Raw genomic sequence first — 14,035 nt, forward strand, 5'->3', positions numbered from 1 at the left:
TCAGCGCCGATGGTACTGCACTGGTGACGGTGTGGGAGAGTAGGACGCAGCCGGACAAACATTCCAGAAATGGCCCGCCCACCCGGCGGGCCATTTCTCATTTCCGCACCCTTTTCGCGTGACAGCCCCCGCTTTTCGCCGGCCAGACGTGCCAAGCCCGCCCCGTCCCGGCCGATGTCAGATCGTGGACAACGGGTGACGGTCGTCGTGGCTCGTCGATAGAGTCCTGACCCAAGGTCATGAGTACCAGCGCATAGCCCCGGCTTGCTGGTCGGCAACCCTCCTCCGCGGTGGGGTGCTCCGGGTGACGACCTGGTCGGCTGCAGCAACGCAGTCGGCAAGCGCGGACTCGCGAGCACCTCGAGAGTCCAACGACTCTCCAGGGAGCACCAGATGTCCATCGCCAGCTCGATTCCGCACACCGTCACCCGGGAGCGCCGCCAGCCGTGGCTGCGTTCCGTCCCCGCCCCGGCCACGACGTCTCCGACGAGGCGGGAGTCCGTGCCCGAGACGGCGCCCGAGGTCGACGACCGGGACCACACGGCATACGCCGGGATCCCGGCAACGCTGCCGGCGGTCGTCGCGGCACCGTTCGTGCCGACCTGCGATGGGCGTCGCGTCGAGTACGCGAACTTCGACCACGGTGCCTCGACGCCGGCCCTTGCGCACGTCGTCACGGCGGTGGAGCGCGCCACGGCGACCTATTCCAGCGTCCACCGTGGTCAGGGGTGGACGAGCCAGGTCTCGAGCCACTACTACGAGGCGGCTCGCGAGGAGGTGGCGCGCTTCGTCGGCGCCCGGGGGGGCGACGAGGTCGTCTTCACCCGCAACACGACCGACTCCTTCAACCTGCTGGCCAGGGCCCTGCCGCGACGGACCCAAGTCATCGTCTTCGCGACCGAGCACCACGCCACCCTGCTGCCGTGGGAGGACCGCCGGACCACCCGCCTCCCCGTGCCGCTGACCCACAAGGACGCCGAGGCGCTCCTGCGTGACGCGCTCAAGCGGAGCACGAGCTCGTCCACGCTCGTCGTCCTCAGCGGAGCGTCCAACGTCACCGGCGAGTACTGGCAGGTCGAGCGTCTTGCCGCCGTCGCCAAGGGCCGCGGCGCCCGTGTGGCGCTCGACGCCGCGCAGCTCGTCGGTCACCGCCGGGTCGACCTCGAGAGCCTCGGCGTCGACTACGTCGCCTTCAGCGGCCACAAGATCTATGCGCCCTACGGCGCCGGTGCGCTCGTGGGCCGCGCCGACTGGCTCGACACGGCTGCGCCGTACCTCGCCGGCGGCGGGGCCACGACGTCGGTCGGCGCTCTGTCGACGACGTGGAAGACGGGCCCGGCCCGGCACGAGGGTGGGACCCCCAACGTCCTGGGCGCCATCGCCCTCGCCGCCGCCTGCGCGACCATCCGCGAGCACCGCGGCGCCATCGAGGCGCACGAGCGCGCGATAGGTGAGCGTCTCGTCGACGGCTTGCGGGGCATCGACGGCGTCGAGACGTTCAGCATCTTCGGCGACGACGCCGACCGTGCGCCGGTCGTGGCGTTCACGGTCGACGGGGTGGAGTCGGGTCTCGTGTCCGCGGCGCTCTCCGCCGAGCACGGCATCGGTGTGCGTGACGGCAAGTTCTGTGCCCACCTCCTCGTCGACGCCCTCCTGTCCGACGAGGAGGCTGAGGTCACGACGGCGGTCCGTGTCAGCGCCGGTCTCGCGACGACGCACGAGCACGTCGAGCGTCTCCTCGCCGCCGTGGCGAGCCTGGCTGCGAACGGGCCGGGGACGGCATACGAGCAGGTCGAGGGGCGCGGCTGGGTGCCGGTGGGTGACCAGCGCGAGACGCTCGTCGACCTTCCGTGGTGACCGGGTCGAGTCACTGTGCGGCGCGGTGGACGTCCTGACCACTAGCCTCGGAGCGTGACCACCGCTCTCGTCACCGACTCGACGGCCTACCTGTCCCCGGAGGCCGTGAAGGCGCACGCGATCGGCGTCGTGCCGCTGCACGTCGTCGTCGGTGGACAGGAGCGCCGCGAGGGCGTCGACGTCGGGCCCGACGAGGTCGCCGAGGCGCTGCGCCGGTTCCGGCCGGTGTCGACGAGCAGGCCCTCACCCCAGGCCTTCCTCGACGTCTATCGCGAGCTCGCGGAGCAGGGTGCGGACGCCATCGTCTCGGTCCACATCTCCTCCGACATGTCGAGCACCCTCGGCTCGGCCCAGCTCGCCGCGAACCAGTCGCCGGTGCCCGTGACCGTCATCGACAGTCGGTCGATGGGCATGGCGATGGGGTTTGCCGTCCTCGCAGGTGCCGAGCTCGCCGCCGCTGGGGCGTCGGTGGACGAGGTGGCTCACGTCGTGCGGGCGAGATGTGAGCGCGCGACCGTGGTGTTCTACGTCGACACGCTCGAGCACCTGCGTCGCGGCGGCCGGATCGGCAAGGCCAACGCCCTGCTCGGGTCCGCTCTGGCGATCAAGCCGATCCTCGGGCTCGACGACGGTGCGATCGTGCCGCTGGAGCGGGTTCGGACCTCGTCGCGCGCCATCGCCCGGCTCGAGGAGCTCGCGGTCGAGGCGGCGACGAGCGCCGGCGAGGTGGACGTCGCCGTCCACCACCTCGACTCTCTCGAGCGGGCCGAGAAGCTCGCCGAGCGGCTGAGGTCGCGCATCGAGGGGCTCGGGGAGCTCGTCGTGGTCGAGCTCGGCGCGGTCGTCGGCGCCCATGTCGGGCCCGGCACGCTCGCCATCGCGGTGAGCCCGCGGGCCTGACCGGGGGAAGGTCGTGAGTCTCGCAGTCCCGGCCCAGGTGCTGCTGGTGCTCGTCGTGGCGACGGTGTGCTTCGCGGTCGGGGGCATCAACCCGGCGACGATCGTGGGCCGCCGTCGCGGCATCGAGGTCTCGAGCGTCGGGTCCGGCAACCCTGGTGCGACCAACCTCGGGCGGGTCATCGGCCGGAAGTGGGGCATCGTCGTCGGGCTGCTCGACGTCCTCAAGGGCTTCGTGCCGACGTTCGTCGTGCTGCGGACCCTGGGCACGTGGGTCGCGCTCGTCGCGGGGGCGGCGTGCGTGCTCGGACACATCTACAGCCCCTATCTCGGCGGGCGTGGCGGCAAAGGCGTCGCGACTTCACTGGGAGCGATGCTGGCCGTCGTGCCGTGGGTGGCGCTGGCGGCCCTTCTCGTCTTCGTCGTGTGCCTGCCGTTCGTCAGGCGGCTGGGGGACGCGTCCGTCGTGGCGACGACGTTTCTCCTCGGCGCGGGCGTCGTGCTCGTCGTGCGCGCCACGACCATGGTGGACCGTGGTGTCGGTGTCTGGCTCGCGCTCGTGGCGCTGCTCGTCCTCGCCCGCCACCGCCGCAACATCCGGATCTGGGCCGGCCGGCTCGCGGGCTGAGCTGTCCACAGCCGGCCGGGCCGGCGGGCGTCGTCCACAGGTCGCCGCCTCGCGGGTTGGGTCGTCGGCACCGGCTCCCTAGCGTCGCCGTATGCCGTCCCGCCACCGCCCCGAGGCCGTCTCGCCTCGCGCGCTGGCGCGAGTGCGTTCTGCTGGTCTCTCACCAAGTCGAACGTCAGCGCGCCCGACGTCACCGGGCCATCTGCAAGCGGGGCAGAGGTCACCGGGTTCAAGGGCCGGGAACGTCGTTGGCGACGAGGCGCGCACGGAGTCCGACGTGGCCCGGGGCCGGCACAGGCCCGTCGAGGTCGGGCGGCCGCCGCTGTTCGAGCTGCCGTCGAGCCTGCGCGGGGCTTGGTGGGCGCCGAGCCGCGCGGCGGCTGTGGCCGTGCTGGTCGTCATCGTGCTCGTCGTCCTTGTCTTCGCCGTTCGGCTCTGGTTCGCCGGCGCGGGCAGCGGGACTCCCGTGGGTGCGCGCTCGGAGGTGGCACCGACCGGGGTGAGCCGGGGAACCTCGACGCTGTCCCGCGCCTCGCCGACCGGCAGCGGGACAGGCGGGGCTGAGTCTGCCGCGGGTGCTGCCGGTGTCGCCGGGGCGAGCGCAGGGGCGGCAGCCGTGCTCGTGGTCCACGTCGTCGGGCAGGTGCGCCGACCCGGCGTCTACCGGATGGCCTCCGGCGCCCGGGTGGGTGATGTCGTCACGGCGGCCGGGGGAGCGACCGCGAACGCCGACCTCGCTGCGGTCAACCTGGCCAGGGTCCTCGTCGACGGTGAGCAGGTGCACGTGCCCCGGCCGGGCGAGGTCGTGCCACCGGCCGGGTTGGCGGCGGGCGGCACCGGGAGCGGCGAGGGCGCGGCCGCGGGCGGGTCGGCAGGCTCCGGGACGTCCAGCGGTGGCAAGGTGCCGCTCAACAGCGCCGACCTCGCGGCCCTCGACACGTTGCCGGGCGTGGGCCCGGTCCTCGCCCGGAGGATCCTCGACTGGCGCACCGAGCACGGCCGGTTCACGAGCGTCGAGGAGCTCGGCGAGGTGAGCGGCATCGGCGAGAAGCTGCTGGCCCAGCTGACCCCGAAGGTAACCCTGTGAGGACGTCGCCGCCCACGCCGGTCGCGCGAGAGGGACCCGACAACGGCATCGGCGAGGACGACCCGTCGGGGGAGTGGCAGCGCGAGGTCGTGAGGGTCAGCGACCTGAGAATGCTCGCTCCCGCGCTCGCCGGATGGGCGCTGCTCGCCGGCACGCTCACGTGGGCGTCGACGGCACGGTGGACCCTCGCCGCCCTGCTCGTTCTGTCGGCCATGATGGCGGCGCGTTGGCGGAGGGGTTGGCCGGGCGCCCTGCTCGTCGTGTCGGTGGCCCTCCTCCTCCAGGTCGCGGGGAACGGTCAGCATGCCCTGCGCTCTGTCGGCGACCTCGACACCCTCACCACGGCCCGGGCCGTCGTCACCGTCGACGTCATGGTCACCTCCGATCCGTTCACGCCGGCGGCGGGGGCGGGCCGGGACCCGGTCGTCCTCGTGCGGGCGACGGCATACAAGGTGGATGGGCGAGGGCGGGTGAGTCGGGCCCACGCCCCGGTGCTCCTGCGCGGTGAGACCGCCCTTCTCGAGCTGCGCTGGCACGAGCGTGTCCGGGTGCGCGGACGATTGGCTCCACCTGAGCCGGGGCGCGCGGAGCTGGCGGTGGTCAGCGTCGCGTCGCACGAGGTCGTGTCTCCAGCGGGCAGAGTCGCACGGGTCGCGGAGCACCTTCGCTCCGGGTTGCGACGGTCGGTCGACGGCACTCCCGCGGACGCCCGGGGCCTGCTGCCCGGACTCGTCATCGGGGACACAAGCCGCACACCTGCTGACCTCACCGAGGCGATGCAGGCCACCGGGATGACGCACCTCACGGCCGTGTCGGGCTCGAACATCGCGGTCGTCGGCGGGATGGTGCTCGGGCTCTGCGTGCTCGTCGGCGTGCCGCGGCGGTGGCGGCCGTGGGTCGTCGCTCTCGCGATCATGGGCTTCGTCGTCCTCGCGCGTCCCGAGCCGAGCGTCGTGCGGGCGGCGGCCATGGGGCTCATCGGGCTGATCGGTGTCAGCCGTTCGCGCCGCAGTGTCGGGCTTCCCGTCCTCGCGGGCGCTGTCGTCGTCGTCCTCGTCGTCGACCCGTGGATGGCCCGGTCGTTCGGCTTCGCCCTCTCCGCGCTCGCGACGTTGGGTCTGCTGCTCTTCACCCGGCCGTGGGGTGACGCCGTCGCCCGACACCTGCCCCCGCGGCTGGCATTCGTCGGACCAGCGGTCGCCATCCCCGTTGCGGCGCAGGCGATGTGCGCTCCGCTCGTCGTCCTGCTCCAGGGTTCGGTGAGCGTCATCGGCGTCCTCGCCAACCTCCTGGCCGCGCCGCTCGTCGCGCCGGCGACGGTGGCCGGCGTCGTCGCGGCCGTGGTGTCGGTGGTCGCGGACGGACCGGCCCGGCTCGTCGGGTGGCTGGGGGCGGTGCCGACCCTCGGCATCGCGCGGGTGGCCCGGGTCATGTCGGACGTGCCGGGAGGGACGATGCCGTGGCCCGACGGTGGCCGCGGTGCCCTACTCCTCGCGGCGGTCACCGTCCTCCTCGTCCTCACGGCGCGGTCGATGGCGCGGTTCGCGCTCCTCCGGCCGGTGGTGGCCCTGGGCGCCGTCGCGGTCCTCGTCGCCGGCGTCCTTCCGACACGGGTCGTGACGTGGCCGCCGCCCGGGTGGCGCATCGTCTTCTGCGATGTCGGGCAGGGGGACGCAGCCGTGGTGCGCACCGGAACCGGCCGGGCCCTCGTGGTCGATGCCGGGCCGGACCCGCCGGCCGTCGACGGGTGCCTCGACTCGCTGGGCGTGGAGGTCGTCGACGCCGTCGTGCTCACCCACTTCCACGCCGACCACGTCGAGGGCCTCCCCGGCGTGTTCGACGGCCGGCGGGTGGGCCAGCTGCTCACCTCACCGGTGGCCGAGCCTGCCTGGCAGGTGCGTGAGGTCGCGACGTGGACGCGCGCGGACGGCATACCGACATCCGCACTCGCGGCTGGCGACCGGCTGACGTACGGTGACGTCCGTGCCGAGGTATGGGCTCCGGTCCGGCGGATCGACGCCGGGTCGGTGCCCAACAACGCGAGCGTCGTCCTCGCCGTGCACGTGGGAGAGGTCGACGCCCTCCTGCTCGGTGACGTCGAGCGCGAGGCGGCCCACGACCTCCTGCTGCGGTTGCGTCGTGACGGGGAGATGGCCCGAGTGGCTGAACGGTTCGACGTCGTCAAGACTCCGCACCACGGCAGTGCGAACCTGGACGACGGGCTCATGTCGGCCGTCCGCGCACCGGTTGCTGTGGTCTCGGTCGGCAAGGACAACGACTACGGTCACCCGACGTCGGCGCACCTCACGATGCTGGCGCGCAACGGGTATGCCGTCCACCGCACCGACCGCGACGGTCATGTCGCCGTGGTCGAGGACCCTCGTGGGCGCCTGAGTGTCGTCACCTCGCGATGAGGCCGGGCGGCCTCAGGCCCTGGCCGGCCCGGTGCCAGGGTCAGCGCGAGGCGCGCGAGGGCTTCGCGCTGGAGCTGCGCGCGCTGTCGACGAGAGCGTCGAGGGTTGCCTTGACCGCCGGCACGCGCTGGAGGTCAGGGGTCGTCACGGCGACGATGTGTCGGCGCGATGCCGGGGTCATCGGGAGGGCGACGACGTCTTCGTGGTGGACCGTCTTGAGGATGAGGTCGGGGATGACCGCGACACCGAGCCCTTCGGCGATGAGCCCCATGACGGCGACGTAGTCCTCGGTCTCGTAGGCGATGTCGGGCACGTAGCCCGCGGTGCTGGCGAGCTGCAGCAGGTGACCGCGGCAGCGCGGGCAGCCGGCGATCCACGTCTCGCCCTGAAGCGCGGCCATGTCTGCCTTCTTGGCGCTCGCGAGCTCGTGGTCGTGCGGCACCGCGAGGAGCACCTCGTCGTCGAGGAGGGGGGTGGTGACGAACGCGTCGAGGTCCTCCTCACCCCGACCGAGGTCGGTGCCCTCGTAGACGAAGGCAACCGCGAGGTCGCACTCGCCGGCTCGCAGCGCCGCGAGCGACTCGCGCGGCTCGGCCTCGCTGAAGGTGATCGTCACACCCGGGTGGTCGGCCTTGACCTTGGCGAGGGCCTTGGGCACGAGCGTGGCCGACGCGCTCGGGAACGCCATGAGCCGGACCCGCCCGGACCGCAGGCCGGCGATCGCAGCAACCTCTTCCTCGGCGGCGTCGAGGGCCGAGAGCACCGGTCCGGCGTGACGGGCGAGCACGGCCCCGGCCTCTGTGAGGCGCACGCTGCGGCCGACCCGCTCGACGAGCGTCGTGCCCGTGCGGGTCTCGAGGCGGCGGACCATCTGCGAGATGGCCGGCTGTGAGTATCCGAGGGAGAGCGCCGCCGCCGTGAAGCTGCCTTCGTCGGCGATGGCGCGCATGACACGGAGACCAGCGGCGTCGATCATGGATCAATGATATAACGCACGGTTATCGAAACTCCAGTCGTCGTGTCACGGTGTGATGGCGTATCTCGCGACGGCCGGCCGCCTCCTTCCCTGCATGAGCACGCACTTCCGCCGTCGAAGCGCCCGGCGCACCCACCATCCCTGCGTCGTCTGTGACGCCTGGGGGCGCTGGCGCTGGAGATGTGAGTGCGGCGCGGGTGGGCACGCCGGACGATCGACGGTGGACTGGCGCTCGATGGTGACGTCCGCGCTCGTGCACCAGAGCTGCTGTCCGGGCGAGTGACGAGTGCGGTGAGGTCGATGACGACCCCAGAGCTCCTGCGGAGCCTGCGCACGGCGACACGTGCTCGGACCCACGTCCGAGCCCGTCACCATACGGATGTCTTCCGTGCCGCGACCGGCGACTGGTGCTGGTCCTGCCGTTGCGGGGCCGGCGCTCATGCCGGCAGCTCGCGCATCGATCACCAGTGGATGTCGGCTGCGGCGGTCCTGCACGAGGCAGCCCGCTCGAATGCGGGATGAGTTCTGCGCACGTGGCGGGCCCACGGCTGTCGGGGAAGTGGACGCCGCCTTGGCCTCGACGGCCGCTCGGCGTGGGTCCTGTCGCCGGGACCTGCCTACGATGATCCGGTGACAGCTGACGGACCTGCGACCGCGACGGTCGCCGAGGTGGCGTCCCTGCTGCGTGCGCTCGGGCCGGCCCTCGTCCTCACCGGGGCGGGGATGTCGACCGAGAGCGGCATCCCGGACTACCGCGGGCCCGACGGCAACCGCCGGGTGACCCCGATGTCGCACCAGGAGTTCACCGCGACGAGCGAGGCACGCCAGCGCTACTGGGCGCGCAGCTTCATCGGGTGGCAGCGGTTCACTGCAGCCGAACCCAACGCCGGGCACCTCGCCGTCACCGACCTCCAGGACGCCGGCGCCTTCGGACCCGTCATCACGCAGAACGTCGACGGCCTCCACCAGGAGGCCGGAACCCGCGCCGTCACCGAGCTCCACGGCTCACTCGCGGAGGTCGTCTGCCTCACCTGCGGCGAGCGGGTGGACCGCGACCTCGTCCAGGCCTTCATGGACGACGCGAACCCCGGGTTCGCGTCGCGGGCCCTCGGTTCGGTCGCCGACGGGTCGCAGGTGAGCAGCCAGATCCGTCCGGACGGCGACATCGTCCTCGCCGACGAGGCGGTCCGGACCTTCCTCGCGCCGCGATGCCTGGTGTGCGGCGACGACACCCTCAAGCCGGACGTCGTCTTCTTCGGTGGAGCGGTCCCGCGCGACCGGGTCGACCTCTGCTTCTCGCTCACCGACGAGGCGCCCGTGCTCGTCGTCCTCGGCTCGTCGCTCCAAGTGATGAGCGGCTACCGGTTCGTGCGGCGCGCGGCCGCACACGGCATACCCGTCGTCGTCATCACGAGGGGCCCCACACGCGGCGACGCCGAGACGACGCACCGGATCGATGCGTCGCTCGGCGTCACGTTGTCGTCGCTGGCGCGCGAGGTGGGGCAGCGGGCCGACCGGGCGGGCTGAGCTCAGACGCGGCGCAGGACCGCGGTGACCTTGCCGAGGATCGTCGCGTGGTCGCCGTCGATCGGGTCGAAGGCCGGGTTGTGCGGCAACAGCCACACCTTGCCGTCCTTGCGCTTGAACGTCTTGACCGTCGCCTCGTTGTCGAGCATCGCCGCGACGATGTCGCCGTTGTCAGCGGTCGGCTGCTGGCGCACGACGACCCAGTCGCCGTCGCAGATCGCGGCGTCGATCATCGACTCGCCGACGACCTTGAGGAGGAAGAGCGAGCCCTCGCCGACGATCTGCTTGGGCAGCGGGAAGACCTCGTCGACCGTCTCCTCGGCGAGGATCGGCACACCGGCCGCGATCTGGCCGAGGACCGGCACGTAGCTCGCCTCGGGACGGACGTCGCCCGAACCGGTCGGGTCGAGGTCGGCGTCGACATCGTCGGGCGCGGCGCCACCGCGGTAGCCGCGGATGTCGCTCGGGGTATCGGGAGAGACGACCTCGAGGGCGCGCGGACGGTTGGGGTCGCGCCGCAGGTAGCCCTTCTTCTCGAGGGCGTTGAGCTGGTGCGACACCGAGCTGGGGGAGGTGAGACCGACCGCCTGCCCGATCTCGCGCATGCTCGGCGGGTAGCCACGGCGGTCGACCGAGTTGCGGATGACGTCGAGGACCTTGCGCTGACGCACGGTGAGCGTGCCGTCGCCGGGGTCGCGGTCGGGCAGCTCGTGGACCACGTCGTCGGCGGCCGGGCGGCGCTTGTCGCTCATGCTCGTTCTCCTTGCGAAAAGGGCGTTGTCAGTGGTGCCTGATTGGCTTCCTGACATGGCTTCAGCGTACGGAGTTCGAGCAGGTGTTTCAAACATCTGTTCGACGCGTGTCTTGAAGTCGTCGAACATCCGTGCTAGAAATCGTACAGGCGTTCTATCGAACGTCCTTTCGACCCAGGAGGACCCCATGAGTGCAGTCGCCTACGACGACACCACTGCCGGGTATGCCGTTCCGCTCCCGACGCGTCGGCCGGAGCGTCCGCGGCTGGTCCTCGTCCCGACGGGCGAAGCCGTGCGCCGGCTGCCCCAGCCGGCACTGCGGCTGACGCGAGCCGGACGCCTGGCCATCACGACGACCGTGCTGCTCGTCGCCCTCGTTGCCGCGCTCGCCGGACTCATCGGCGGAGCCTCTGCCTCGGGCGCCCCGGTCACCGTCACGGTCGAGCAGGGGCAGACCCTCTCGCAGATCGCCGCAGAGCACATGAGCGGCACGTCGCTCGCGACTGCGGTCGCCGAGCTCCAGCTGGCCAACGGGCTGAGCAGCGCCCAGGTGCGCGCCGGCCAGACCGTCGTCATCCCGCAGGGCTGAGCGCCGTGCACTGACGACCCACGCACTCCGAGCCGCTTCGACCCCGGCTCGGACCTGAGTCCCAGGGCGAGCTTCGACCCCTCGCCGGCTCAGCACGGAGGGCGCCCCGCCATCTTTCGCGGGGCGCCCTTTGCGTGGCCCGGTGCCAACGCTCGGCCCAGGCGCCGCGGCGAGCATGCCTCCCGTCGCGTACCTGACTCCCGTCGCGCTCGGTGACTCTGCGGGGCCTCGGCTGTCCGCGACTGATTGCGCAGGAGCGACACCTGGACGGGCCCAAGCCGGGCCGAGTCGTCGCTCCTGCGCAATAAGTCGGGGCCCGGACGGCTTGGACCGTGCATGACGAGCTCGGATGAGGGACGCGTGCAGAGGGTGAAGCAGCTTCGGGTGGTCGTCGAGGCCGAGGACTACGACGACGCCGTGCGGTTCTACCGCGACGTCCTCGGCATGGACGAGGTCGCGGCGTTCTCCGAGGGCGGCGAGGACCGGGTCGCCATCCTCGAGGCAGGACGGGCGACCTTCGAGATCGCGAGCCCGGCGCACAGGGTCGCGATCGACCGAGTCGAGGCCGGAGGCACTCCGAGTCCGAGGATCCGCATCGCCTTCGAGGTCGAGGACTCGGCGACCGCGACGCGAGAGGCGGAGACGGCCGGCGCACAGGTCGTCGCCGAACCCGTCCTCACGCCGTGGAAGTCGCTCAACTCGCGCCTCGAGGCACCGGCGGGTCTCACGATCACGCTCTTCGAGGAGACCGAGGAGTCGCACGAGCGCGCCCAGGGCGAGGGCTTCGGCGTCGACGACGCCTGAGCCCTGCGCGCGTCAGAGAAGGACGAGCTCGAGCGGGAGCTCGTGGAAGTCAGCGAGGAACGCCGCGGCCTGCTCGACCCCGTCCCGCTCCCGGTGGGTGAGGTCGACCTCGGGGCGGACGGTGACGACGACCCTCTTCCCCTCGACCCTGCGCTTGAACGTCCCGATGTCGCGACCGTCGAGCACGACGACCCCGCCACCCGCCTCGGACACGAGCCGGGTCCGGTCGGCGTCGTGGTTGCGCCGGGGGAACCCGGTGCTGGGGTAGGTCAGCGCGGCCTCGTCGAACGTCGAGAGCAGGTATGCCGTGTGCTCGCGTGTCGTGCGCGCCGACCGCGCCGGGTCGAACCACAACGTCTCGCCGGCGCACTCCACCGCCTTGAGCGGGTGCGAGGAGCGCAGGCTCGGTGAGGTCGTCAGCTCGGCGGTGGCGGTCCGGATCTCCGTGAGGGTGAGCCCGCTCCACCGCTGCAGGTCGCGCTCGGACGCCGGCCCGTGCCCGGCGTAGAAGCGTGCGGTGAGCTCGACCGCGGACTGCTCTCGGGACCACCCGTCGGAGGGCGCGGCGGGCACGACGTCATCGACGAGGACGTAGGTGTGCTCGGTCCCGCGCGGCGGCCCGGAGCAGATGACGGCGCGCACCTCCGCGCAGATGAGCTGGTGGGCCATCGCCTCCCCGGGCCCGGGCAGCCCGCGCTCGGCGAAGATCGGCCCGAGCTCCTTGCGCGTCATCGCCCGCCCTCCGGCGAGGAGCTCGCGCAGTAGGTCGATCCCGCGCTCGATGACATCCGACGTGATGCCGAGCTGGCGCTGCCGCGCAGCGTCCGACGACTCGACCTTGCCGCCGGTGAGGGCCTGGATCCAGCGCAGGTCCTCGGGGGCGACGTGGTGCCAGGTCGGGCGCATGATGTGGGTGCGCAGGAAGGCGCCGCTCGCCTGCGCGGCCAGCACACCGGCATACGTCGTCGTGCGTGACCGCATCGCGAGTGAGTGCGCAGCGAGTGGCGCGTCCTGGCTCTGCACGCAGGTGAGCAGGCGCACCACGTCGGCCGGTCGGGGGAGCGGTGCGGACGCGAGTCGCTGCACGGCGAGGCGCCGGCGCAGGACCCAGTCGCGGCTCACCGAGCGCAGCGCGCCCCGGCTCTCACTGCGGGTCATGGCGACATCCTGTCGTGCGGGACGGACAGGCGCGAGGATGACGGCATGGAGCAGAGCACCGAGATCGAGATCGACGCCCCACCTGAACGGGTGTGGGACGTCATGAGCGACGTCGAGCGCTGGCCGGAGTGGACCGACACGGTCACGGCGGTGACGAGGCTCGACGCGCAGGCCCTGGGCCTGGGGTCCCGGGTACGGGTCGAGCAGCCGAAGCTGCCGCCGACGGAGTACGTCGTCACCGAGCTCGACCCCGGCGCCGGGTTCACGTGGGTGGCGACGGGCCCGGGAGTGCGCACGACCGCCCGGCATCGCATCACCGCTGCCGGTTCCGGCTCGCGGGTGCGGCTGTCGGTCGAGCAGGCGGGTCCGGTCGGGGTGGTCATGGGCCGGTTCTTCTTCAGGCGGCTCACCGACCGCTACCTCGCGACGGAGGCCGCCGGGCTCAAGGCGAGGTGCGAGGGGCGCGTCTGAAGACGACGCCCCGCGCGCAGGCGCGCCGGCACCGCACGGTGCGGGGCCGGCATACGAACGCCGACGCGAGCGGTCAGGTCGTGAGGGTGCGGCGCATCGTCAGGCGCGGCATCTTGCTCGCCACCGCGTCGGTCGTGCCGACGACCTCGAACCCGGCCCTCTCGAACATCGAGCGCGTGCCGACGAAGGCCATCGTGAGGTCCATCCGGCCCTTCGGGTCGACGGGGTGGGCCTCGACGGCCGGGGCGCCCTGCGACCTCGCCCAGTCCACGGCTCCCTCGATGAGGTGTCCGGTGACTCCGCGCTTGCGGAAGCCGCTGCGTACGACGACGCAGATGATGCTCCACACCGGGACGTCGTCGGTGGGTGGCATGAGCTTCGAGCGGTCGAGGCGGGTGATCTGCGACCTCGGGCTGATGCTGCACCAGCCGACGGGATCCCCGTCGAGGTAGGTGACGACGCCGGGTGGGTGCCGGCGACGGCCGAGCGCGCGGGCTGCCTGCTCGCGCTGGTCCGCCCGGTGGCCGCCGAGCTCGCCGATCTCGCCGGCGGTGAGCCGGTGGGAGAGGCACCAGCAGTGGTTGGCACGACGGTTCGGGTTGACGACGGTGGCGAAGTCGTCGAACCGCGAGGGCGTCACCGGGTGCGTCTCCCACGTGGGCTCGCTCGTCATGACGGGCATTCTGCTCCGGGGCGACGACAGCGCGCCGCTCACCGGCGAGATCGCAGCGCGGCGACGACGGACGGACGCGACGACCGAGGACACGCTCGAGACCCCTGGCACACGTCAGGACCTGACAAGGCCCGGACCCCTCGGCGGGCGACGTGTGTCCAACGTGTCGACAGGTCAGGACATGAGCCTCCAGATCGTAGAA

Annotated in this window: 13 protein-coding genes and 1 riboswitch; of the genes, 9 read left to right on the forward strand and 4 right to left on the reverse strand. The window is 72.2% G+C overall.

The annotated features are described in order from the left end of the window. Positions 1 to 235: 235 nt before the first annotated feature. Positions 236 to 350: riboswitch (SAM riboswitch) on the forward strand. Between the two features lie 43 nt (positions 351 to 393). The 5 genes from ACOJV7_RS15275 to ACOJV7_RS15295 all read left to right on the forward strand — a co-directional run bounded on the left by ACOJV7_RS15275 (position 394) and on the right by ACOJV7_RS15295 (position 6,883). Continuing rightward, positions 394 to 1,857 carry an aminotransferase class V-fold PLP-dependent enzyme gene (locus tag ACOJV7_RS15275; protein ID WP_420191080.1) on the forward strand — a complete coding sequence of 488 codons (1,464 nt, stop codon included), beginning with the start codon at positions 394 to 396 and terminating at the stop codon, positions 1,855 to 1,857. Between the two features lie 54 nt (positions 1,858 to 1,911). Further along, the gene (locus ACOJV7_RS15280) at positions 1,912 to 2,757 is read left to right on the forward strand and encodes a DegV family protein (protein ID WP_420191081.1); all 846 of its coding nucleotides are present in this window, start codon (positions 1,912 to 1,914) and stop codon (positions 2,755 to 2,757) included. Positions 2,758 to 2,770: 13 nt separating this feature from the next. Further along, positions 2,771 to 3,382, forward strand: a complete 612-nt coding sequence (locus ACOJV7_RS15285) for a glycerol-3-phosphate acyltransferase (RefSeq protein WP_420191082.1) — start codon at positions 2,771 to 2,773, stop codon at positions 3,380 to 3,382. Between the two features lie 388 nt (positions 3,383 to 3,770). Then, positions 3,771 to 4,469, forward strand: coding sequence for a ComEA family DNA-binding protein (locus ACOJV7_RS15290; protein ID WP_420191083.1), 699 nt, complete (start codon positions 3,771 to 3,773; stop codon positions 4,467 to 4,469). Continuing rightward, the gene (locus ACOJV7_RS15295; RefSeq protein ID WP_420191084.1) at positions 4,466 to 6,883 is read left to right on the forward strand and encodes a ComEC/Rec2 family competence protein; all 2,418 of its coding nucleotides are present in this window, start codon (positions 4,466 to 4,468) and stop codon (positions 6,881 to 6,883) included. The genes ACOJV7_RS15290 and ACOJV7_RS15295 overlap by 4 nt, the downstream gene beginning before the upstream one ends. A 40-nt stretch (positions 6,884 to 6,923) precedes the next feature. Here ACOJV7_RS15295 and ACOJV7_RS15300 read toward each other — a convergent pair whose 3' ends face one another. Further along, on the reverse strand, positions 6,924 to 7,859 hold the full coding sequence (locus ACOJV7_RS15300; protein ID WP_420191085.1) for a LysR family transcriptional regulator: 936 nt from the start codon (positions 7,857 to 7,859) through the stop codon (positions 6,924 to 6,926). Positions 7,860 to 8,489: 630 nt separating this feature from the next. Between ACOJV7_RS15300 and ACOJV7_RS15305 the strand changes: the two genes are divergently transcribed. Next, entirely contained in the window at positions 8,490 to 9,386 is an 897-nt protein-coding gene (locus tag ACOJV7_RS15305; RefSeq protein WP_420191086.1) for a Sir2 family NAD-dependent protein deacetylase, read from the forward strand. Between the two features lie 2 nt (positions 9,387 to 9,388). Here ACOJV7_RS15305 and lexA read toward each other — a convergent pair whose 3' ends face one another. Further along, positions 9,389 to 10,138: a transcriptional repressor LexA gene (gene lexA, locus ACOJV7_RS15310; protein ID WP_420191087.1), complete on the reverse strand. Its 750-nt coding sequence runs from the start codon at positions 10,136 to 10,138 to the stop codon at positions 9,389 to 9,391. Positions 10,139 to 10,325: 187 nt separating this feature from the next. Here lexA and ACOJV7_RS15315 point away from each other — a divergent pair, with 187 nt between their 5' ends. Both ACOJV7_RS15315 and ACOJV7_RS15320 read left to right on the forward strand, forming a co-directional pair. Beyond that, the gene (locus tag ACOJV7_RS15315) at positions 10,326 to 10,727 is read left to right on the forward strand and encodes a LysM peptidoglycan-binding domain-containing protein (RefSeq protein WP_420191088.1); all 402 of its coding nucleotides are present in this window, start codon (positions 10,326 to 10,328) and stop codon (positions 10,725 to 10,727) included. A 360-nt stretch (positions 10,728 to 11,087) separates the two neighbouring features. Beyond that, positions 11,088 to 11,531: a VOC family protein gene (locus tag ACOJV7_RS15320; protein WP_420191089.1), complete on the forward strand. Its 444-nt coding sequence runs from the start codon at positions 11,088 to 11,090 to the stop codon at positions 11,529 to 11,531. Positions 11,532 to 11,543: 12 nt separating this feature from the next. Here the strand turns inward: ACOJV7_RS15320 and ACOJV7_RS15325 are convergent, their stop codons facing one another. After that, on the reverse strand, positions 11,544 to 12,689 hold the full coding sequence (locus tag ACOJV7_RS15325) for a winged helix DNA-binding domain-containing protein (RefSeq protein WP_420191090.1): 1,146 nt from the start codon (positions 12,687 to 12,689) through the stop codon (positions 11,544 to 11,546). A 45-nt stretch (positions 12,690 to 12,734) separates the two neighbouring features. Between ACOJV7_RS15325 and ACOJV7_RS15330 the strand changes: the two genes are divergently transcribed. Then, the gene (locus tag ACOJV7_RS15330; protein ID WP_420191091.1) at positions 12,735 to 13,160 is read left to right on the forward strand and encodes an SRPBCC family protein; all 426 of its coding nucleotides are present in this window, start codon (positions 12,735 to 12,737) and stop codon (positions 13,158 to 13,160) included. 73 nt (positions 13,161 to 13,233) lie between these two features. Here the strand turns inward: ACOJV7_RS15330 and ACOJV7_RS15335 are convergent, their stop codons facing one another. Continuing rightward, the gene (locus ACOJV7_RS15335) at positions 13,234 to 13,833 is read right to left on the reverse strand and encodes a GNAT family N-acetyltransferase (protein WP_420191092.1); all 600 of its coding nucleotides are present in this window, start codon (positions 13,831 to 13,833) and stop codon (positions 13,234 to 13,236) included. Between the last annotated feature and the right edge of the window lie 202 nt (positions 13,834 to 14,035).

This window comes from Knoellia tibetensis (assembly GCF_048606415.1).
In the GTDB taxonomy this organism is placed as follows: domain Bacteria; phylum Actinomycetota; class Actinomycetes; order Actinomycetales; family Dermatophilaceae; genus Knoellia; species Knoellia tibetensis.